Source organism: Actinomycetospora soli (assembly GCF_021026295.1).
Lineage (GTDB): Bacteria > Actinomycetota > Actinomycetes > Mycobacteriales > Pseudonocardiaceae > Actinomycetospora > Actinomycetospora soli.
In genome coordinates this window covers 1-18492 of record NZ_JAJNDA010000039.1, presented here as the reverse complement: position 1 = coordinate 18492, position 18492 = coordinate 1, and the positions used below count along the sequence as shown (strand labels likewise).

Annotated in this window: 19 protein-coding genes; 8 read left to right on the top strand and 11 right to left on the bottom strand. The window is 71.9% G+C overall.

Translation table 11 applies throughout. The annotated features are described in order from the left end of the window. Window positions 1-84 precede the first annotated feature (84 nt). Window positions 85-768 (top strand): signal peptidase I, encoded by a 684-nt coding sequence (gene lepB / locus LN037_RS30805; protein WP_230760707.1) that lies wholly within the window; start codon window positions 85-87, stop codon window positions 766-768. Here the strand turns inward: lepB and LN037_RS30800 are convergent. From LN037_RS30800 to LN037_RS30780, 5 genes are all read right to left on the bottom strand, one after another. Continuing rightward, entirely contained in the window at window positions 731-1486 is a 756-nt protein-coding gene (locus LN037_RS30800; protein ID WP_230760705.1) for a DsbA family protein, read from the bottom strand. The genes lepB and LN037_RS30800 overlap by 38 nt on opposite strands. A gap of 49 nt (window positions 1487-1535) precedes the next feature. Further along, on the bottom strand, window positions 1536-2339 hold the full coding sequence (locus LN037_RS30795) for a cytochrome c biogenesis CcdA family protein (protein ID WP_230760703.1): 804 nt from the start codon (window positions 2337-2339) through the stop codon (window positions 1536-1538). 34 nt (window positions 2340-2373) lie between these two features. After that, window positions 2374-3126: an NAD-dependent epimerase/dehydratase family protein gene (locus LN037_RS30790; protein ID WP_230760701.1), complete on the bottom strand. Its 753-nt coding sequence runs from the start codon at window positions 3124-3126 to the stop codon at window positions 2374-2376. A gap of 291 nt (window positions 3127-3417) precedes the next feature. Next, entirely contained in the window at window positions 3418-4002 is a 585-nt protein-coding gene (locus tag LN037_RS30785; RefSeq protein ID WP_230760699.1) for a hypothetical protein, read from the bottom strand. Window positions 4003-4150: 148 nt separating this feature from the next. Further along, on the bottom strand, window positions 4151-6310 hold the full coding sequence (locus LN037_RS30780; protein ID WP_230760698.1) for a heavy metal translocating P-type ATPase: 2160 nt from the start codon (window positions 6308-6310) through the stop codon (window positions 4151-4153). A gap of 78 nt (window positions 6311-6388) precedes the next feature. Between LN037_RS30780 and LN037_RS30775 the strand changes: the two genes are divergently transcribed. From LN037_RS30775 to LN037_RS30760, 4 genes are all read left to right on the top strand, one after another. After that, window positions 6389-6784, top strand: a complete 396-nt coding sequence (locus LN037_RS30775; protein WP_230760696.1) for an ArsR/SmtB family transcription factor — start codon at window positions 6389-6391, stop codon at window positions 6782-6784. Between the two features lie 354 nt (window positions 6785-7138). Beyond that, the gene (locus LN037_RS30770) at window positions 7139-7564 is read left to right on the top strand and encodes a hypothetical protein (protein ID WP_230760694.1); all 426 of its coding nucleotides are present in this window, start codon (window positions 7139-7141) and stop codon (window positions 7562-7564) included. Next, a complete protein-coding gene (locus LN037_RS30765; RefSeq protein ID WP_230760692.1) occupies window positions 7513-9171 on the top strand; it encodes a vitamin K epoxide reductase family protein in 1659 nt (552 codons plus the stop codon). Before LN037_RS30770 ends, LN037_RS30765 begins: the two co-directional genes overlap by 52 nt. Window positions 9172-9193: 22 nt before the next feature. After that, window positions 9194-10174 carry a cation diffusion facilitator family transporter gene (locus LN037_RS30760; protein WP_308286218.1) on the top strand — a complete coding sequence of 327 codons (981 nt, stop codon included), beginning with the start codon at window positions 9194-9196 and terminating at the stop codon, window positions 10172-10174. 387 nt (window positions 10175-10561) lie between these two features. Here the strand turns inward: LN037_RS30760 and LN037_RS30755 are convergent, their stop codons facing one another. Both LN037_RS30755 and LN037_RS30750 read right to left on the bottom strand, forming a co-directional pair. Continuing rightward, window positions 10562-11323, bottom strand: a complete 762-nt coding sequence (locus LN037_RS30755; RefSeq protein ID WP_230760689.1) for a M56 family metallopeptidase — start codon at window positions 11321-11323, stop codon at window positions 10562-10564. A 131-nt stretch (window positions 11324-11454) separates the two neighbouring features. Beyond that, window positions 11455-11880, bottom strand: a complete 426-nt coding sequence (locus tag LN037_RS30750; protein WP_230760687.1) for a BlaI/MecI/CopY family transcriptional regulator — start codon at window positions 11878-11880, stop codon at window positions 11455-11457. Window positions 11881-12035: 155 nt separating this feature from the next. Here LN037_RS30750 and LN037_RS30745 point away from each other — a divergent pair, with 155 nt between their 5' ends. After that, window positions 12036-12731 carry a DUF4396 domain-containing protein gene (locus LN037_RS30745; protein ID WP_230760726.1) on the top strand — a complete coding sequence of 232 codons (696 nt, stop codon included), beginning with the start codon at window positions 12036-12038 and terminating at the stop codon, window positions 12729-12731. 154 nt (window positions 12732-12885) lie between these two features. Here LN037_RS30745 and LN037_RS30740 read toward each other — a convergent pair whose 3' ends face one another. Then, the gene (locus tag LN037_RS30740; RefSeq protein ID WP_230760685.1) at window positions 12886-13791 is read right to left on the bottom strand and encodes a helix-turn-helix domain-containing GNAT family N-acetyltransferase; all 906 of its coding nucleotides are present in this window, start codon (window positions 13789-13791) and stop codon (window positions 12886-12888) included. Between the two features lie 56 nt (window positions 13792-13847). Between LN037_RS30740 and LN037_RS30735 the strand changes: the two genes are divergently transcribed. Both LN037_RS30735 and LN037_RS30730 read left to right on the top strand, forming a co-directional pair. Then, window positions 13848-15218: an FAD-dependent oxidoreductase gene (locus LN037_RS30735; protein WP_230760683.1), complete on the top strand. Its 1371-nt coding sequence runs from the start codon at window positions 13848-13850 to the stop codon at window positions 15216-15218. A gap of 61 nt (window positions 15219-15279) precedes the next feature. After that, a complete protein-coding gene (locus LN037_RS30730) occupies window positions 15280-16497 on the top strand; it encodes an MFS transporter (protein ID WP_230760725.1) in 1218 nt (405 codons plus the stop codon). A 54-nt stretch (window positions 16498-16551) separates the two neighbouring features. Here LN037_RS30730 and LN037_RS30725 read toward each other — a convergent pair whose 3' ends face one another. From LN037_RS30725 to LN037_RS30715, 3 genes are all read right to left on the bottom strand, one after another. Further along, window positions 16552-17253, bottom strand: a complete 702-nt coding sequence (locus LN037_RS30725) for a nuclear transport factor 2 family protein (RefSeq protein ID WP_230760681.1) — start codon at window positions 17251-17253, stop codon at window positions 16552-16554. 185 nt (window positions 17254-17438) lie between these two features. Next, window positions 17439-17765: a YnfA family protein gene (locus LN037_RS30720; RefSeq protein WP_230760679.1), complete on the bottom strand. Its 327-nt coding sequence runs from the start codon at window positions 17763-17765 to the stop codon at window positions 17439-17441. Then, window positions 17762-18292 carry a hypothetical protein gene (locus LN037_RS30715; protein ID WP_230760678.1) on the bottom strand — a complete coding sequence of 177 codons (531 nt, stop codon included), beginning with the start codon at window positions 18290-18292 and terminating at the stop codon, window positions 17762-17764. The genes LN037_RS30720 and LN037_RS30715 overlap by 4 nt, the downstream gene beginning before the upstream one ends. Window positions 18293-18492 lie beyond the last annotated feature (200 nt).

Genomic DNA, 18492 nt, shown 5'->3' with positions numbered 1-18492 from the left:
CCCACCCGCCCTCTGGCACTGCCCTCGCGTCGATCGACGCGTCGCCGGCAATCGTTCTGGGCAGAATTGCCCGGGCTGGCGTTCGTGGCGATCGTGCTCACGATCCTCGTCCAGGTGTTCGTGGCGAGAATTTTCGTGATCCCGTCGGCCTCGATGGAGCAGACGTTGAGGGGCTGCACCGGCTGCACGAACGACCGAGTGATCACGGACCGGATGATCTACCGGTTCACCGATCCGAGCCCGGGGGACGTCGTGGTCTTCGAGGGCCCCCCGGCCTGGCGCGCCGTCGACGCGGACAGCACCCACGAATCGCCTTCCTCCAACCCGATCGTGCGGACGTTCGACAATCTGTTGATTGTCCTGGGAGCGGGCGGCGGCGACGAATCGGACTTCGTGAAGCGGGTGATCGCCGTCGGCGGGCAAACCGTGGCCTGCTGCGACAACCGGAATCGTGTACTCGTTGACGGCAAGCCGATTGCCGAGCCGTACCTGTACCTGGATCCCTCGCGTGGCCCCACCCAGAGCGAATTCGGGCCCGTCAGGGTGCCGAATGGTCAGCTGTGGGTCATGGGGGACAATCGGAACAACTCCGCTGACGCCCGGGTGCACGGCCCTGTCCCGGTTGCCAACGTCATCGGGAAGGTCCGTGCGGTCATTCTCCCGGTCACGCGCTGGCGCTCGGTGCCGAGCATCGACCCACAGGCTGTTGCGCTCGGCCGGCCGAGCGTCATCACGGCGCGGCGAGCGCCTGGTCCAGGAGGGTCTTGAGCGCCTGGTACCCGGACACGTTCTCGGCCGGGCGGCCGTTGATGAAGAAGGTGGGGGTGCCCTTGACCCCGGCGCGCGTACCGTCGTCGCGGTCGGCGAACACCCGCTGCTGCAAGACAGGATCGGCGATGTCGGCGTCGTAGCGGGCCAGGTCGAGTCCGAGCTCCGCGGCGAAGCCGCGGAACACCGGGGCCTGGGCGGTGCGCTGCTCGCCCCATTCGGTCTGGGTCTCGTACATCTTCTGGTACATCGGCTCGAGTTTTCCTTGGCGTCCGGCGGCCTCGACGGCGAAGGCGGCGGCCTCGGCGCTGCGGTGACTGGGGATCGGGAAGTAGCGGATGACGAAGTCGACCCGCCCCGCGTACTCAGTGCGCAGACGTTCCACGGCGGGGAAGGCGGCCCGGCATCCTTCGCACTCGAGGTCGAGGAACTCGACGAACTGCACCCGGTCGCCCGCCGGTGGACCGAGCCGGTGGCTGTCCGGGCGCACCAGCGTCGCGGGGTCGGCGACGGGCGCGCCCAGGTACGGCGCTTCGTCGGCCGCCAGCCCCGCCGTGCCGGTCCCAGGAGCCGGAGCGGCAGAGTCGCCCGGGCTCGTGAAGACCGTCAGCGCGACGGCGAGCCCGATCACCACGGCGAGGACGAGGCCCCCGAGCAGCATGATGCTCGACGCGCTCAGCCGCTGGCGCCCTGGTGCGGGTGGGGCTTGCTTGCTCACGGGCGGTACCTCGCTGTCTCGGTGACGGATCGGGTGTACATCGGGGACATCAGATGGGGGTGGCGAAGCCGGCGATCGGCCGGCGCAGCGCCGCGACCCACTCGGCCCAGAGGCCGGTGGCGAGGGCCAGTCCGACCAGCACGAGCAGCACCCCGCCGACGCGCTGGATCGCACGGGTATGACGGGTCAACCAGAGCTGGGTGCGGACCGTCCGCGCCGTTCCCAGGGCGAACAGCAGGAAGGGCAGGCCGAGACCGGCGCAGTAGGCGAGGACCAGGAGCAGCCCGCGGGCCGAGGCGGTTCCCGACGGCGTCCCGGCGGCCAGCGCGATGACCCCGGTCAGGGTCGGGCCGAGGCACGGGGTCCAGCCCAGACCGAAGGTCGCTCCGAGCAGCGGTGCCCCGGCCAGACCGGAGCGGCGGACTCGCAAGCGCCGGGTGTCGCGCTGCAGCGCCGGGACGAGCCCGAGGAACACCAGCCCCATCCCGACGGTGATCACGCCGCCGAGTCGCTGCAGGAGCTCCTGGTGGATCAGGAGGGTGTCCGCGATCCAGACGATCACCCCGAGCCCGGCGGTGAAGACCACGGTGAAGCCGGCGACGAACAGCGCGGTCGCCGCCAGCACCCGTCCACGCTCGCCGGCCCCCTGGCTCGCGGAGCGGTCGGTCGGGGCCGTCTCGAGGTCGCCGGCGAGCGGCGGTGCCGGGGCGCCGACGAGGCCCGCGAGGTAGCCCAGGTAGCCGGGCACCAGGGGGACGACGCACGGTGAGGCGAAACTGATCGCGCCGGCCGCCACGCTGAGTGCGACCGCCAGCAGGAGTGGGCCGGAGACGGCGATGTCGGTGGGGTTCACCGGCCCGCCCCGGCCACCGGTGTCTGCGGGACCGTCATAGCCGGCGTTCCCTGTGCTCGCGTCGCCAGTCGACGGTCAGGGCGAGACCGCGCATGGGGTGCACATGCGGCGTCCAGCTCAGACGCCGGGCACCGGCCGGGTCCGCCCGGGCTGGCGGGCGGGTAGCGGTCCTGTCGGGGCTGCCGCCGAACTGGACCGGCACCGCGCGGCCGGTCATGGTGGCGAGCATGGTGACGATGTCGGCGACCGAGTTGATGCGGCCGCGACCCACGTCGACAACTCGCCCGGGGCGGGGATGAGCTGTGGCACGCAAGTAGGCCTCGACGACGTCGTCGATGTACACCCAGTCGAACAAGCCGGTCCCGCTGTCGAGCATCGGCGTCGCGCCCGACAGAAACTCATCGAGCACCCTGGTCACGAGTGCCTCCGGGTCGTTCTGCCCCGGGCCGTAGACCGCGCCCAGACGCAGAACGGTCAGGTGCGCTCGTCGCCGGTCGACCGTCGGCTCCGGTGAGCTCAGGCTGTCAGTGGCGAGGACCCGCGCTCCGTGCACCTGCGCGGCGACGGCGAGTACCTCCTCGAGTTCGTACGTGATCGGTGCGACCTCACCGCTGACGTCGTCGATCACGCCCACCCCGCAGTGGACGATCGCGTGCGGTCGGACGCGGCGGGTGAGCTCGAGCAACGGCTCGCCGTCTGACGCGCAGTGCACGGCGGTGCCGAGCTCACTCAGCCGTCGTCGTAGGGCGAAGCCGAGGAATCCAGCGGGGCTGGTCAGGACGACCACCCGGTCTTCGAGGGACCCGGGCTGTTCGTGCCGGGCCGTCATCGACGGCATCGCGGTGCCTCGCGCAGAGCGGAGGACGTCTCGGGACGGCCCCGCCGGTCGAGGGTGCAGAGACGTTGATCGGGTGGGCGGACAGCGGGCACGTGTGACCTCGCAGGTGTGGACGCCGCGGCGGGCGCACCGATGGGGGACCTGGCCGTGAGGCGGCTGGTCGCGCTCCACCGACCACGCGACCCGAGGCGTCGGGGCGTGGGTCGTCGCGGGTGCGGACCTCGAGCTGGTCCGGCGGCCTCAGACGAGGGCGGTGGCGGGCGACGAGCCTGACCACGACGGCGGACCTCGCCGCGCGACGTAGCCGACCCGCTCCCACAGCTGCAGCGCCGGACGACGGGACGTCGGCGGCACCTCGCGCACCACAGTCTCGCCAGGACACCGCCGCAGCGCGGCCAGCAGCCACACCGCAGCCAGCACGAAGCGTTCGACGCGGGCGAAGTGGAACTCGGCCGAGCCGACAGCGATCGAGAGCCCGATCGCCATGACGAGGTGGACGGCGTTGGTGGACCACCCGGCGTCGGGATCGAGATGAGGGCCGGCGGCCGCGGTCTCGGCGACGAGGTGGAGCGCGGGCTGGACGACCAGCATCGCGCTCGCGAGGCCGAACAGGAGCTGGTGGCGACCCGCGTGCTGCAGGCGCAGCAGGGAGACGAGCACCGCCAGCAGACCGAGCGCCGCGGCGTGACCGGCTCCGGAGCCACCGGCGAGGTCGAGCCCGACGGCGGCGAGGACCGAGATCGTCGCCGCGGACCAGACCGGGAACCGCGAGGTGACGTCGCGCATGGCCTGCGGGCGGGCCACGCCAACCCGAGCAGACGTCACGGCGAGCACCATCTCTCCGGGCAGGTCCGGCAGGAACAGGACTTTTCAGACCCTGGTCGGATGGTAGTCGCGGGGTGTGAAGGTGAGGTGGCTGCCCGTCCGGCAGAGCGTGGGTGCCGCTCCGACCGTGGTGTCACGGGGCCGACCGTCACCTGGATTCGGTCGCTGCTCGACTGGTCGCAGGCTCCGGGTGGCAGCAGGAGCAGTCGTCCTCGCACCCGCTCGCGTTACCCCGCTGGTCGACCAAGGTGAGGGGGCTCGGAGGGGATGTTGTCGTGTCCGTAGCCCGAGGCGTGGGGGCTGGCGCGCAGCACAGGTCGACCGGTGCCGCGGTGGTGTCGACGCGCACGTGATGCGGTGCCTGTGAGGAGGGCGTGGCGCTGAGGCCGGGGAGGGCGGTCGTCCTGGCAGCTCGTACGGCGTTGAGGATCACGAGGACCTCTGCGGCCTCGTGGATCACGACGACGGTGGCCAGGCCGAGTACGCCCAGGGCGGCGAGCGGGATGAGCGCACCGATGATCAGGAGGGAGAACCCGACGTTCTGGAGCATGATCTGCCGCGTCCGCCGGGCGTGGGCCAGGGTCTGGGGGAGGTGGCGCAGGTCCTCTCCCATCAGCGCGACGTCGGCGGTCTCGATCGCGACGTCGGTGCCCATGGCGCCCATGGCGATGCCGACGTCGGCGGTGGCCAGGGCCGGGGCGTCGTTGACGCCGTCGCCGACCATGGCGACGCGGCGACCCGCGGCGATGCGGGGCAGGAGATCGGCCTTGTCCTCGGGGCGCAGTTCGGCGTGGACGACGTCGATTCCGGCCTGCCGGGCGAGCGCAGCCCCGGTCCGCTGGTTGTCGCCGGTGAGGACGGCGACCTCGATCCCGAGCGCCTGCAGGCGGCGGACCGCCTCCGGGGCCTCGGGGCGCAGTTCGTCGCGTACCGCGACCGCGCCGATCACCTCGCCGCCCCGTTCGACCAGGACGACGGTGGCGCCGAGGGACTGCAGGCGGTCGACGTCGTCGGCCAGTGGCCCGCTCTGCACCCAGCCGGGCTTGCCGAGGCGGAGGTCGACACCGCCGAGCGTGCCGGTGAGACCGTGGCCGGGGACGGCCACGACATCGTCGGCGGGATTCCGGTCGACGTTCCAGTCCGGGGACTCCGCCGCCGCCAGCACGGCTCGCGCGAGGGGATGCTCGCTGCGGGCCTCGAGCGCCGCTGCCGTCGCGAGGACCGCGCGCGGCTCGCGCCCGGTGACCGCGACGACGTCGACGACCTCGGGTCGGTTGCGGGTCAGGGTGCCGGTCTTGTCGAGCGCGACCGCCCGGACGCGGCCGAGCTCCTCGAGGGCCGCCCCGCCCTTGATCAATGCGCCGTGGCGGCTCGACGCCCCGATCGCGGCGACGACGGTGAGCGGCACCGAGATCGCCAAGGCGCACGGGGAGGCCGCGACCAGCACGACGAGGGCACGTTCGAGCCAGAGCAGCGGGTCGCCCAGCAGGGCGCCGAGGCCGGCGATCAACGCGGCCAGCACCATGATCGCGGGCACGAGGGGACGGGCGACCCGGTCGGCGAGTCGCTGCCCCGCCCCCTTGCGCTCCTGCGCCTTCTCGACGATGTGCACGATCCGCGCCAGCGAACTGTCCGCCGCGGCCGAGGTCACCTCGACCTCGATCGCGCCCCCACCATTGATCGTGCCGGCGTAGAGGTCGTCCCCTGGTCCTGCCTCGACCGGCACGGACTCGCCGGTGATCGCCGAGGTGTCCAGACTGGTACGCCCGGCACGGATGCGGCCGTCGGTGGCCGCCCGCTCGCCGGGCCGGAGCACCAGGAGGTCCCCGATCGACAGATCGTCGGGCGACACGGTCACCTCGCGGCCCTCGCGCAGGACGGAGGCGGTCGGCGGAACCAGCCCGAGCAGCGCCCGCAAGCCGCGACGGGTCCGGGTCACCGCGTAGTGCTCGAGCCCCTCCGCGATGGAGAACAGGATTCCGAGGAGGGCGGCTTCGGTGATCTGGCCCAGAGCGACGGCGCCGACGGCGGCGATGGTCATCAGCGTGCCGACGCCGATCCGCCCGTGGCGCAGGTTGCGCAGGGCGCCCGGGACGAACGTCGATGCTGCGATCACGGCGGCGACGAGCTCCGTGACGACGATGAGGAGCTCGGGGGCTCCGCCCACGGCGTGGACGAGCCAGGCGAGGCCGAGTACGACCGCCGCGGCCAGCGAGAGCTGCAGCTCGCGCACGTGCCAGAGGCGGGCCGGCCCGTCATCGGCGTTCTCGGCAGCGGGATCGCCAGGACCGCAGCAGACGTCCGACATTCGTCCTCCCGGGTCGTCGCACCAACGTGCATTGATGCGTTGGGGCGACGATACGGTAACGCTCGTTAGGATGTCACCGTGCCCGGCAGCAGCGAGGTCCCGGAGATCGACCAGTGCGATCTACTGTGTCTCGATCTGCCGCACGCCGAGGACATCCGAACCTCGCTGCCCGGCGCCGAAAACCTCGCCGCGGCCGCAACACTCGGCAAGGCGCTCGCCGACCCCACCCGGCTGGCCGTGGCCGCCGCGCTCCTGGCCGGCGACGAGCTCTGCGTGTGCGACATGGCCTGGGTCGTCGGCGCGGCGCAGAACCTCACCTCCCACCACCTGCGGGTCCTGCGCGCCGCGGCCCTGGTGGCCTCGCGACGGGACGGCAAGCTCGTCATGTACCGGCTGACGCCGCTCGGCCGGGCTCTCGTCGATGCCCTGCTCGGGCAGACGGCCCCTCCCGAGGACGCAGCCGCCCGGACCTGAGGTCGCGGGTCCAGCAGAAGTCGACCCGGATCGCGCACCTGGACGCCGTCCCCCGGTCGGCGGCTCGAGGGCGTGCTCGCTACCGCCGATGTTCCCTGTCAGGAGCTCGACGACCACGGCGCTCCGGGCTTCGACGCCCGATCACGATGAGCGCACCACGCCTCGTTACTATCCGACACCACTTCGTGACCCTTGGTAGGCCGTATCGGCCTCGGCGGCGTCCACGAAGGCCGAAGAGCACACGGGTCGCCGTCGCGGCCCGGACCGGGGGAGGTGACCGTGCACGCAGCAATGCGTCCGCCACGGCTCCGGACCTCCTCGGACGACAGCTGGGCAGCCGCGACCGCGGCAGCCATGACCTTCCTGGTCTCGGTGGCCCTCGACCTCGCCAGTGGCGCCAGCGTGGAGCACGTCGTCGCTCTCGGGACGCTCGCCGCGGCGGCGGGCGCACTACGTCTTCACCGCATCGGCCGGGAACACCGATGGGGCGCCCGATCCGCCGGCGCGATCGTGCTGGCCCAGCCGGGTCTCCACATCGCCGGCACGACCTGGGACCGCTGGAGCACCGACCTCCGACCCGGGCACACGGCGGTACAGCTCGGGCTTCTCGTCGTCTTCATCGTGATATGCGGTGCGGCGTGGACCGCCGCGAGTCGTCGTCGCCTGATCCGACGACCCCTCGGGCAAGACCTGCGACCGCCGCGCACGGCGGCCGAGCTTCTCCTGCGGTGTCGGCGCCGGTGGCTTCTGGCTGTCCTGATGCTCCCCACCCTCTGCTGAGGTCTTCCGTGAATTCGCACGAACACCAGCCGCCACCCCGTCCATCCCACTCGACCGGTGTTGTCGCCCTCCAGCCGCGAGGTCGCCCACCAGGTCCTCAGTGGCAGGCAGACGAGACGCTCACTCGACCGTTGCCGCGTCAGCGCCACCATCGCGGGGGAGTGCTCGACAGCCTTGCCGGCGTCGCGACGGCGCCGTTTCCGAGCGGCCACCTCTGCGGCCTCAGCGCACCGTCGGTCCCTGACGCGCCGCCCACCACGCCCGAGGTGGAGCGCCGGTACTTCGCCTGGCTGCTGGTCATCGCGGGCGTGATCGGTCTACTGGCCTCGATGCTCCGCGCCGCCGAGAACGCCGTCGTTCTCGACGTCATCCCCTCGTGCGGTCCGGGTGCCGGTCCCGTGTGCGAGCCGACCGCAGCGCCCTCCTGGAGCCCGCTGGTGGCGCTCGCCGGGATCGCCGGCTTCGCCGTCGTCACGGCGATCGGGGCGGTCTGCGTCGCCGGTGTGGCCCTGTCCCGTCGGGCCGGGCTCGGGCTGTTGGTTGCAGTGACCTCGGGCGCAATCGTCGCCCACGCGTCGCTCGTCCAGAGCGTGTTCCTCGCCGACGCGCTCTGCGCCTACTGCGTTCTCGCCTGCCTCGTTGCGATCCCGCTGTTCACCTCGACCCTGGTGACCGCCCACGCCCACGGATGGCTGCCCGCCGGCGGCGCCGTCCGGCTCGGTCTGCGTGGTCTCGTCGACCATCACCGATGGGTCGTCGCCGGCTGGACCGTCGCCGTTCTCGCCACGGTCTTCGTCGCGGGCGGCTGGGACGCGGCCGAGTCGGTCGAGGGCAGCGCCTTCGGCGCGGTCGCCCTGATCTCGGTCGCGACCGTGCTCGGCGCCTGGCTGGCCAGCCGCTATTCCACGCGCATGGCTCTCTGGCTGTCGTTGGCCTCCGCCATGATGCTGGCCAGCGCTCTGACCGACATCATCCCCGACGTCTGGCACGACTCCGAGGAAGCCGGCACCCCGCTCTGGATTCCCGCCGTCGCGCTCGTCGTCGGCTTCGCGGTCGTCGCGTGGTTCACCCGTGGCGGCTGCGGCCACGGCCACGACGGTGAGCAGGGCCCCGACGCGTCCGTCCATGACGATCCGGACCACGGGCCGTCCACAGGACGACACCGGCCCTCCGACACCGCACGGCCCGCTGCCCTCGGTGGCGTCGGTGCCGCTGCCGCCCTGACGGTCCACCGCGTCATCGAGGGCGCGACCCTCGCGCTGACACCCTCGGTCCCCGTCATCGCAGCGCTTCTGGTGCACTCCGCCAGCGAAGGCCTCGCACTCGCAGCCCTGTTCAAACAGGCACGGCAGAGCATGGCGCCGTGGCTCGCCATCGCCGTGCTCGGACCGGTGGTCGGGGTCGTGGTGGCGTCCGTCCGTCCACTCCCCGAGTCGCTCGTGCCCGTGCTGCTAGCCCTCGTCGCGGGAGTACTGCTCCGGACCGCGATGGTGGGAATCGGCGTGGCGAGGGAGAAGCGTCGGACCGGCGAGCTGCGCAATTGGCACGTCGCGGCCGCCGTGGCGGCAGCCGCGGCGGTCGGCGCGCTCACGATCGTCGGCCACTGAGCCTGCCGCCTCCCATAGATTTATGCGAATCCATGCATGTATTGTCCCCGTCATGGGTCACGGACATGGGCACGGGCACGGACATGGCCACGGGGCCTCGGACGGCCGCCGGCTGACGATCGCACTGACGATCACGGCAGCAGTGCTGATCAGCGGCGCCATCGGCGCATGGATCACGGGCTCGTTGTCCCTGCTCGCCGACCTCGGTCATCAGGTCACCGACGTCGCGGCCCTGGTGGCCGCGGTCGTCGCCGCCCGCCTCGCCCAGCGACCGCCGAGCGCTCAGCGCACCTTCGGGCTCGGGCGGGCCGAGGTGCTCGGCGCGGCCGTCAATGCTCTGGCGCTCCTCGCGGTCACGGTGTGGGTCGCGGTCGAAGCCATCGAGCGTCTCGGCAACCCCACCCCCGTCGCAGGCCTCGGCCTCCTCGTCTTCGGCGCCATCGGCCTGGCCGGCAACCTGGTCTCGCTGGTGGTGCTGAGCCGTGGCGCGGCCGGGAACATGAACGTTCGCGGCGCGGCGCTCCACGTCCTCGGCGACGCCCTCGGCTCCGTCGCCGTGCTCGTCGCTGCTGCCATCACACTCTTGACGGGCTGGATCTACGCCGACACGGCGGCGTCGATCGTCATCGTCGCGATCCTCGTCCCGCGCACCGTCGCGCTCCTGCGGGAGGCATCGCACGTCCTGCTCGAGGGTGCACCCGCCGGGATCGACGTGGAGGAGGTCCGCGCGGCTCTAGCGGAGGTTCCCGGCGTCGAGGAGGTGCACGACCTGCACGTGTGGGCCATCAATGACACCACGCCCACGGTCTCGGCTCACCTGGTGATCAGCGGAACCGGCTGCGTCACCGCGGATTGTGGCGAACACGGCGTCCTCGACGCCGCAACCGAGCTTCTCGAGGAGCGCTTCTCGCTGCGGCACAGCACACTCCAGGTCGAAGCAGCCGAGCACGCCGCCCACGAGTCGGCCTGCGCCTCTCCTGCGATGCCGTCCGCATCGGCGTGAGGGCTGCTGCACGTTGATCGGCGCGCCCGTGGGGGCCGCGACATCCCGACCTCGGTGTCCTGGAAGATGGCGGCGCGCCTGCGCCGAGCAGTCATCGGGCTACAACGCCCAGAGGGCACTGTTCGACCGCTGCGCGTCGTACCTGGGGCCGAGCGCGCCAACCTGCCGGTATGGGTCGGGGCGGGGGTGCGCCGAGTCACGTGACCGCTGAGCACGAGCTCAATCAGGATGCGCTCACGGCGAGCTGAGCAGGACCACCTTGAGCCTCTCTCCGCGAGTGCGCCGTGCAGTTGAGCGCCGAGGTCCGGTGGCGGGATCGACGTGGATGGGGCGGGGCCGCGGTGGTAGCGGTGTCCCGGCAGATGGCCGCTCGATCGGGGCTTCGCTTCAACCGATGGCGAATTGAACGAGGGTCGGTAGGCATATCGCTGTCAGACCGGTGCCGAGCACTCCAGCCACGCTGGCCGCGGCCGCCCGGATCGGTCGAGGCCGACGCGGGGGTGGGGTGGAGGTCAACGCGGCGATCCGGGCGTCGATCGCCGGGTCGGTCGGGCCGAAGCCGGGCGCTGCGGCGGGCGGTGGTGCGGCGCAGGGTTCGGCGAGTCGTAGCAGGGCTCCGGCCAGGGCTGGTGCCCCAGTATGGGCGACCGCGGCACGGTCGGCGGCCAGTTCGGCGCGCACGTGCCGATGCTGGTGTCCCCATCTCAGCAGGGGCGCGAAGAACACCACGTCGGCGAAGGCGCGCCATAGCAGGCCGCGCAGCGGGTCGCGGCGACGGGCGTGCGCGTTCTCGTGGGCGAGTACGGCCTGCAGTTCATCGTGGGGGAGCGCGGTCACCATCCCGGCCGAGATGTAGATCCGGGGGTGCCACAACCCGGCGCAGAACGCGACCCGCTCCGCGCCGGCCACCCAGCTGACCGGGGCGCTCTCGCCGTGTCGGGCGGCGTCACTCAACGCCACCGGCATCGGCACCACGCCCAGCTCCCGCACCTCACGGGCCGCGGCGACACCCAGCCAGCTCGCGCGAGCGCCGATGGTGACCACGATCAAGGTCCCCATCACGGCCGCGCCACCGGCGGAACATGCCGCCGTCGACAGGGACATCACGGGGCAGCCACGGTGGATTGCCGTGATCACCGCGGCTCCCAACCAGTTCCCTGCGGTCAGCGACCCCAGCCCGAGGAGCCCGATCGCTGTTAGCAGCGTCGGGACGCGGAGCGCCGTGAGCGCCCATCGCCCGTAGTGGCGAACGATCCGCCGAGCCCGCGCGCGCTGGGGGGTCACGACGAGGACCGCAGTCGGCGCAGGGCCTCGCGCTGTTCCGGGCTCAGTGCCTCCAGGCGGAGCGCGAACGCGGCCAACGCCGCATCGCCGTAGCGTGCGACCACCGCGGCGGCCTCGCGGTCGCTCTGGGCAGCCAGGAACGCGCCCGGGTCACCGGCCGCCCGGTAGTGGTGCGAGCGCCGCCCGACGGCAGCATCCACATCGAGCACGCCCTTGTCGGACAGGCGCCGCATGGTGGTCAGCACCGTGGTGTAGGCCAACTCGGGCATCCGTTCATGCACGTCATGCACGGTGAACGGGATCGGCAAGGGCTCGGTCCACACGCCCCGCATGATCCGCGCCTCCAACGGGCCCAGCACCCCCAGGGCCAGTTCGAGCTCGAACGACCCGCCCGTTTCGGCGTGCTGACCACCCTCGGGCACCCCGTTCTCCTCTCACCCTCACGTGCAACGTACCAAGCCCGTAGTTACTATCGACGCGTAGTTTTTCCGATGGGCCGCTCGTGCGTGGCGGCACCCGTCAGGTCGAGAGATCTGCCGGCTACAGGACTCGACGGAACAGGAGACATCACGTGGACATGATGGTCATGGGCGGCAATCTTCCCGCCTGGGTGAGTCCGGTTGCCTGGACGTACCTCGTCCTCGCCGCGCTCTCCGCCATCGCCATCGCCATCGACGTGTTCCTCGGCGGACACCGTCAACCCTCGCGCGCGATGGAGATCGTCTGGCCGGTCACCGCGCTCTACCTCGGCCCGTTCGCGCTCTGGGCCTACGCCCGCTGGGCCCGCCCCGCCTCGGACGCCCTCAGCTCGCCCGTCCAGGACGACACGCGATCGGCCACGCCACCCAAGCTGGCGTTCGGGTTGCCAGGAGGGGCGGCGTCGGTGATCGCGCACTTCCTCGGGGTGCCCCTGGTCGTCCTGACCGGATGGACCATCGCCGGGCTCGACATGTGGGCGATGATCGCCGTCATCGCCGTGATCGCGCTCGTGCTGCTGTTCTCCTTCGAGTACTCCTCCCGCGCTGCGGCGAGCGCCCACCTCGGAACCGGCAGCAGCGTCGGCCTGCAGCGGGCGGCCGTCGTCGCCGCAGTCACCATCGTCGCGTTCGACCTCGGGATGGTCGGGTGGATGGTCGTGCTGCACCTCGGCTCGCTTATGCCGCCTGTCGACGACGCCAGCTTCGTGTTCCTCATGCAGATCGGCGTCGTCGTCGGCCTGGCCACCGCCTACCCGGTCGTCAGCAGACTCGCACGTCGCGCCGAAACGGCCTGAGGCCGCCGAGGCGGGTCATGGCATGTCAGCCACTCCTGTGGAGCCGGACAGATGATGGTCCGATAGCTCGTGCAGGCGACTTCGAGGGCTGCCAGCCACCAATCCCACTCACCGGCATGGCGGGCGCACGGTTAGAAAGTGCTGGGCCATGCCCCTACGGAGCGCTGCGACGGCGTTCGAGGAAGATCGTGTCCCGCCAGGTGCCGTGGTGTCGCCCGATGCGCTCGCGGACACCGAGGGTGCGGTACCCGGCGCTGTGGTGCAGGGCGATGCTGGCGCGGTTCTCAGGGAAGATCGAGGTCTGCAGGGTCCAGAGGCCGGCGGTGTCCGCGGCGGTGACCTGGCGGTGGATCAGAGCGCGCCCGATGCCGCGGCCGCGGTGGCCGTCGCCGACGTAGATCGAGGTCTCGCCCACTCCGGCGTAGACCTCGCGGGTCGAGGTCGGGCTGACCGCGGTCCAGCCGACGATCTGGCCGTCGATCTCGGCGACCCAGCGGTGCTGGGGTAGCCATTTCTCGTCGAGGGCCCGTTGGTCGGGGACCTCGGTCTCGAAGGTGGCGTGGCCGGTGGCGATGCCTTCGGCGTAGATCCGGCGGACTACGTCCCAGTCGGCGTCTTCGAGCGCGCGGACGGTGACGTCGTCGGGTAGGTCCTCGGGGCAGCAGGGCCGGGGGGCGAGCAGCCCCATGACGGCGTCGGCGGCGTGGGGGAGTCCGGTACAGCACGCGGCGTTGACCGTCACCCACGTCCAGGTGCCTTCACGGCGCAGGACGACGAAGCCGGTGGCGGCGAGCTTGCGCAGGTGGTGCGAGCACGTCGCTTGGCTGACCCCGGTCAGCTCGGCGAGCCGGCCCACCGAAACCGGGCCGGTCGCGGTCGCCACCGCGTGCAGCAGGCGAATCCGGACCGGCTCAGCGAGACAGGCGAACCAGCTCGCGTAGGTCGCGGCGTCCTCGGCGGGGAGCTGCGCCGGCTCCCCAGCAGGCGGCGCAGGGGCGAGAGGCAACGGGCTCGCGGTCACCCCCGCAGAGTATCGATCCCGGTCGATGGTTGCACTCATCGATTGCCGTCGATAATGTCCGGCGCGTTCGATCGAAGCACGTCGATGGAGGCGGTATGGACGGGACGGCACTGCCGGTCGTGGTGGTCGGTGCGGGCCCGGTGGGCCTGGCGGCTGCCGCGGAGCTGCTCGAGCAGGGCCTGGAGCCGCTCGTGCTCGAGGCGGGTACCGAGGCTGCCGCGGCGGTGATCGAGTGGGGACACGTGCGGCTCTTCTCCCCGTGGGAGTGGGTCGTCGACCCGGCCGCCCAGCGACTGCTCGAGAAGCAGGGCTGGACCGCCCCGGACCCTGAGCACTACCCGACCGGCGTCGAGTGGGTCGAGCGCTACCTCGCCCCGCTGGCCCAGGCGCTGGGCGAGCGGGTCGTCACTGGCGCCCGTGTGGTCGGGGCGACCCGGCGCGGACGTGACCGGGTGGTCGACGCCGGCCGCGACACCGAGCCCCTGGTGATCCACGTTCTCACTGCAAGCGGGGAGGAGCGGGTCCTGGCCCGCGCCGTCGTCGACGCTTCCGGGACGTGGACCTCGGCCAATCCGTTGGGCGGTGACGGGATGCCCGCGATTGGTGAGCACGCCGCGAGCGGGCGGGTCCGGGCGGCGGTTCCCGACCTCGCTGATCCGGCGGAGCGAGCTCGCTACGCCGGGCGGCACGTGGTGGTGGCCGGGTCGGGGCACTCGGCGCTGACCGCCCTGGCCGGGTTCGCCGCCCTCGTGGATGAGGAGCCGGGCACGACCGTGTCGTGGCTGCTGCGTCGCTCGGGGTTCGGGCAGGTCTTCGGCGGCGGCGATGCCGATCAGCTGCCGGCTCGCGGGGCTCTCGGTCAGCGTGCTGCTGAGGCGGTGCGCGCCGGGGCGGTGTCCCCGGTGTTCGGTTTCCGCACCGAGCGCGTCGAGCAGGACCCCGACGGTCGGCTGACGCTGGTCTCCGACGACGGCGCCCGGGTCGAGGGCGTCGACGAGGTCGTGGTGGTCACCGGGTTCCGCCCGGAGCTTTCGTGGCTCTCGGAGGTCCGCCTCGAGCTGGACCCGACCCTGCAGGCCCCGGTGCGCCTGGCGCCGCTGATCGACCCGAACGTCCACTCGTGCGGCACGGTCTACCCGCATGGCGCCGCGGAGCTCGCGCAGCCCGAGCCGGGGCTGTACCTGGCCGGGATGAAGTCCTACGGCCGCGCGCCGACGTTCCTGGCCCGCACCGGGTACGAGCAGGTCCGCTCCATCGCCGCCGAGCTCGCTGGCGACCACGAGGCCGCCGCCCGCGTGGAGCTGGTCCTCAACGAGACCGGTGTCTGTGGCGGCGCGGGGCTCTTCGACGCCGGCACCTCGGCCGCCGAGACCGCGGAGGTCAGCGGCTGCTGCAGCCCGGCCGAGCCCGAGCAGTCCGAGGCCCGGGTCGCGGAGACCGTCGGCGCCCACGGTGCCGGGCACTGATCACGGTCCGGTCGCTCCCGCCCCGGACGAGCAGCAGGAGCGGCCGGACCCGTCCCGTCGACTGAGCCGGGCCGGGCGGCAGCGGGTGCTGCTGGTCCTGTGCATCACCGAGATCACCAGCTGGGGCGTCCTGTACTACGCGTTCCCGGTGCTGGCCCCGACCCTGGCTCGCGACACCGGTTGGTCGATCAGCACGGTGACAGCGGCGTTCTCCGCCGGTCTGGTCGTGTCCGCCCTCGTCGGCATCCCGGTCGGTCGGCTGCTCGACCGCCACGGTCCGCGCTGGGTCATGACAGCCGGTTCGGCCCTAGCCGTACCCGCCACCATAGCGATCGCGGCGGCCGGGTCGCTGCCGTGGTTCTTCGCCGCGTGGCTGCTCGCCGGGGTCGCCCAGGCGGCGGTGTTCTACCCGCCCGCCTTTGCCGCGTTGACCCGGTGGTGGGGTTCCGACCGGGTCCGGGCCCTGACCGGGCTCACCCTCGTCGCGGGACTGGCGAGCACCGTATTCGCCCCGCTCACCGCGGCCCTGCTCGACCCCCTGGGCTGGCGGGGAACCTACCTCGTGCTCGCCGGGATCCTCGCCGTCGTCACGATCCCCGCGCACCTGTTCGGGCTCCGCGGACCGTGGCCCGAGCCCGTCGATAGGACAGACCCTTCCGGGCCGGACCCGGACGGCGAGACCCTCGACGACGACCCCGGCCGGATCGCCCGCAGCCGGCCCTTCGTGCTGCTGGTCGTCGCGATCTTCCTCGGGGCCTTCTGCTCGTTCGCGGTCACCGTCAACCAGGTGCCCCTGCTCATCGAGCGCGGAATGTCGACCAGCCTCGCCGCCTGGGCCCTCGGTCTGGGCGGGATCGGGCAGGTCCTCGGCCGCCTCGGCTACCGCCGCATGACCCGACATGTCGGGGTCCGAGGCCGGGCCGCGGTGATCTTCGTACTGCTCGCCGCCACCAGCGCGCTGTTCGCGGTGCTGTCCGGGCCGCCCGTCGTGCTCATCCTCGTCGCCATGGGGGCCGGTGCGGCGCGCGGTATCTTCACCCTGCTCCAGGCCACCGCCCTCTCCGACCGGTGGCACCCGCGCTTGTACGGGCGCCTCAATGGCCTGCTGTCCGCACCGGCCATGGTCGCAGTGGCCGTCTCCCCGTGGGCCGGGTCCGCGCTCGCGGACCTGTCCGGTGGCTACCCGCCGGTCTTCGCCGTCCTCGCCCTGGCAGCGGTCGTCGCGGCCGCGATGGCGTTCGGCACTCGACCTGAGCAGACCAGTGCGAGCCGCAGCTGATCACCGTCATGCGCGCTCAGACAAGCGGCCCTTGCTGGATCCGAGGTGAGGGGATCAACGCGACTCGTGGCCGGCAAGAGCGTCCCGCACCCACTGGTTCGCTGGCGCGCCGCGGGTCCCGTCGGGCGTTCGATAGAGGCGGCACTGCAGGCCGTAGTCGTCCCGGTCCTCGGCACCGGGTTCGACATCCTTCCCGTCGATTCGCAGGCTGGGCGACCCCAGGAACCGGTGAGCGCGCGCCGCGTCCTCGGTAGGGACCTCGATGGTGCGGATGGGGTCGCGGATACCGAGATCGTCGAGCAGCGCTCGCAGTCGCGGCAGGAACGTCTCGTGATTCGGGCACCCCTCGAAGAAGAGCAGTTCGATGAGGTGATCCGCGGGAAGGTCGCGGATGTCGGTGATCAGGCCGTCCTGTACCTGCAGGCCCAGCCGTTGCGCGGTGACGTTCGATCCGTTTGCCGTGACGTCGCCGTCGGCAGGCCAAGCGACCTTCAGGTGCAGGACGACGACATCCCGGCCCAGGTGCCCGCCGGGCTCGATGTCGAGGACCTCGATCACGACACCCGAGCGCAGCAGCTGCTCACAGTGCCGCGCCACAGCCGTCTTGCCATGACAAGTCTGAGGCGTGTCATCAGGCGGACCCCACCGGACGTCCTCAGCGAGCAGTTCCGCAACCGAAGACACATCGCTCGCTACCAGCGCCGTGGCCAACGACCGAACCACGGAGACAGCGTCAGCAGCGACCTCGGCGTTCATCATGACGATGGTCCTCCTCGGAGGTCGAGCGCGAATTGTCGGCAGTGGGATACGAGGTGCTCGTGTGGGAGAGCGGTAGACGATGACGGAGCCGCTCGCCTCGAGCCGAGGTATTCGGCGAGATCGAACGGGATGACTGCCCAGTTGAGCATCCACGCCGCAGCGGCTGGCCCCGGCCGACCGCCTCATCGGGGGGCGTACATGATCACGCCGACCCCAGCGAGGCAGATCAGCGCGCCGAGGACGTCGAAGCGGTCCGGTCGGTAGCCGTCGAGGACGACGCCCCAGGCGAGGGAGCCGGCCACGAAGATCCCGCCGTAGGCGGCCAGGATGCGGCCGAATTGGGCGTCGGGCTGGAACGCCGCGGCGAAGCCATAGAGGCCGAGCGCGAGGACGCCGAGAGCGGCGAACCACCAGGCCCGGCCTTCCCGCACGGCTTGCCACACCAGCCAGGCGCCCCCGATCTCGAGCAGCGCCGCGACGACGAACAGGGCGATCGACCGCAGCGTCATGCTGCGGGGTCGCCGAACAGCTCGTGGACCAGGACCAGGGCGTGCTGCGGCGCGCGGACCTCCAGCGTCAGAGGCTTGCCCAACTGCAGTCTGAGGTCGAAGAAGCTGCAGCAGTCGGCTTCGGCCGCCGCCAGCTCGGCGAGCTCGCCGAGGCGAGTCCTCGCAGGGTCGAAGCTTAGACGCACACCGCCGGGGATGGCGTCTCGTGCCGTCACGTCGGCCAGCGCGGCGTGCCACTGTTCGGCGCGGTCGACCCGCTCGGAACCTTCGAGCGTGCAGGCGATCACCGCCGCGTCAGGCGCTGCGGCGCGAGGCAGCGCTGTCAGCGCCGGACGCGGGTCGGACGCCCGCGGTCCCGCGTCCCGGCCGAGGAACGCGCAGGAGGGATCGCACGGTCCGTCCCGCTCGATCGCTGCGAGCTGATCGCGGGCGCGGATCAGGCGCGCGGCGAACGCACGGAACTCCTCGATCCGGTCGTGGGTCTGGGTGATTCGCTGCTCGAGCAGCGGGGCCAGCTCACCCTGCACATCACGGCATAGCCCGTGCTCCCAGGGGCCGAGGAGTCGACAAATCTCACTCAGGGGCAGCCCCAGGCCTTTGGCGGCTCTTCCGATTTCGGAGTGCAGCTGAGGGTGTGACCGGGCCGGGAGCTGGGGTCGTGTCGCTGCGGTGAGGCGGGCCCCGAGAAGTTGATGATGGCGGTTCCTACGCCAACCAGCGCCAACAT

Coding starts and splice junctions, on each gene's coding strand:
- LN037_RS30780 (WP_230760698.1), bottom strand. CDS start 6,310: ATGTCGGACGTCTGCTGCGGTCCTGGCGATCCCGCTGCCGAGAACGCC.
- LN037_RS30770 (WP_230760694.1), top strand. CDS start 7,139: ATGACCTTCCTGGTCTCGGTGGCCCTCGACCTCGCCAGTGGCGCCAGC.
- LN037_RS30760 (WP_308286218.1), top strand. CDS start 9,194: ATGCGAATCCATGCATGTATTGTCCCCGTCATGGGTCACGGACATGGG.
- LN037_RS30745 (WP_230760726.1), top strand. CDS start 12,036: ATGATGGTCATGGGCGGCAATCTTCCCGCCTGGGTGAGTCCGGTTGCC.
- LN037_RS30740 (WP_230760685.1), bottom strand. CDS start 13,791: ATGAGTGCAACCATCGACCGGGATCGATACTCTGCGGGGGTGACCGCG.
- LN037_RS30735 (WP_230760683.1), top strand. CDS start 13,848: ATGGACGGGACGGCACTGCCGGTCGTGGTGGTCGGTGCGGGCCCGGTG.
- LN037_RS30725 (WP_230760681.1), bottom strand. CDS start 17,253: ATGAACGCCGAGGTCGCTGCTGACGCTGTCTCCGTGGTTCGGTCGTTG.
- LN037_RS30720 (WP_230760679.1), bottom strand. CDS start 17,765: ATGACGCTGCGGTCGATCGCCCTGTTCGTCGTCGCGGCGCTGCTCGAG.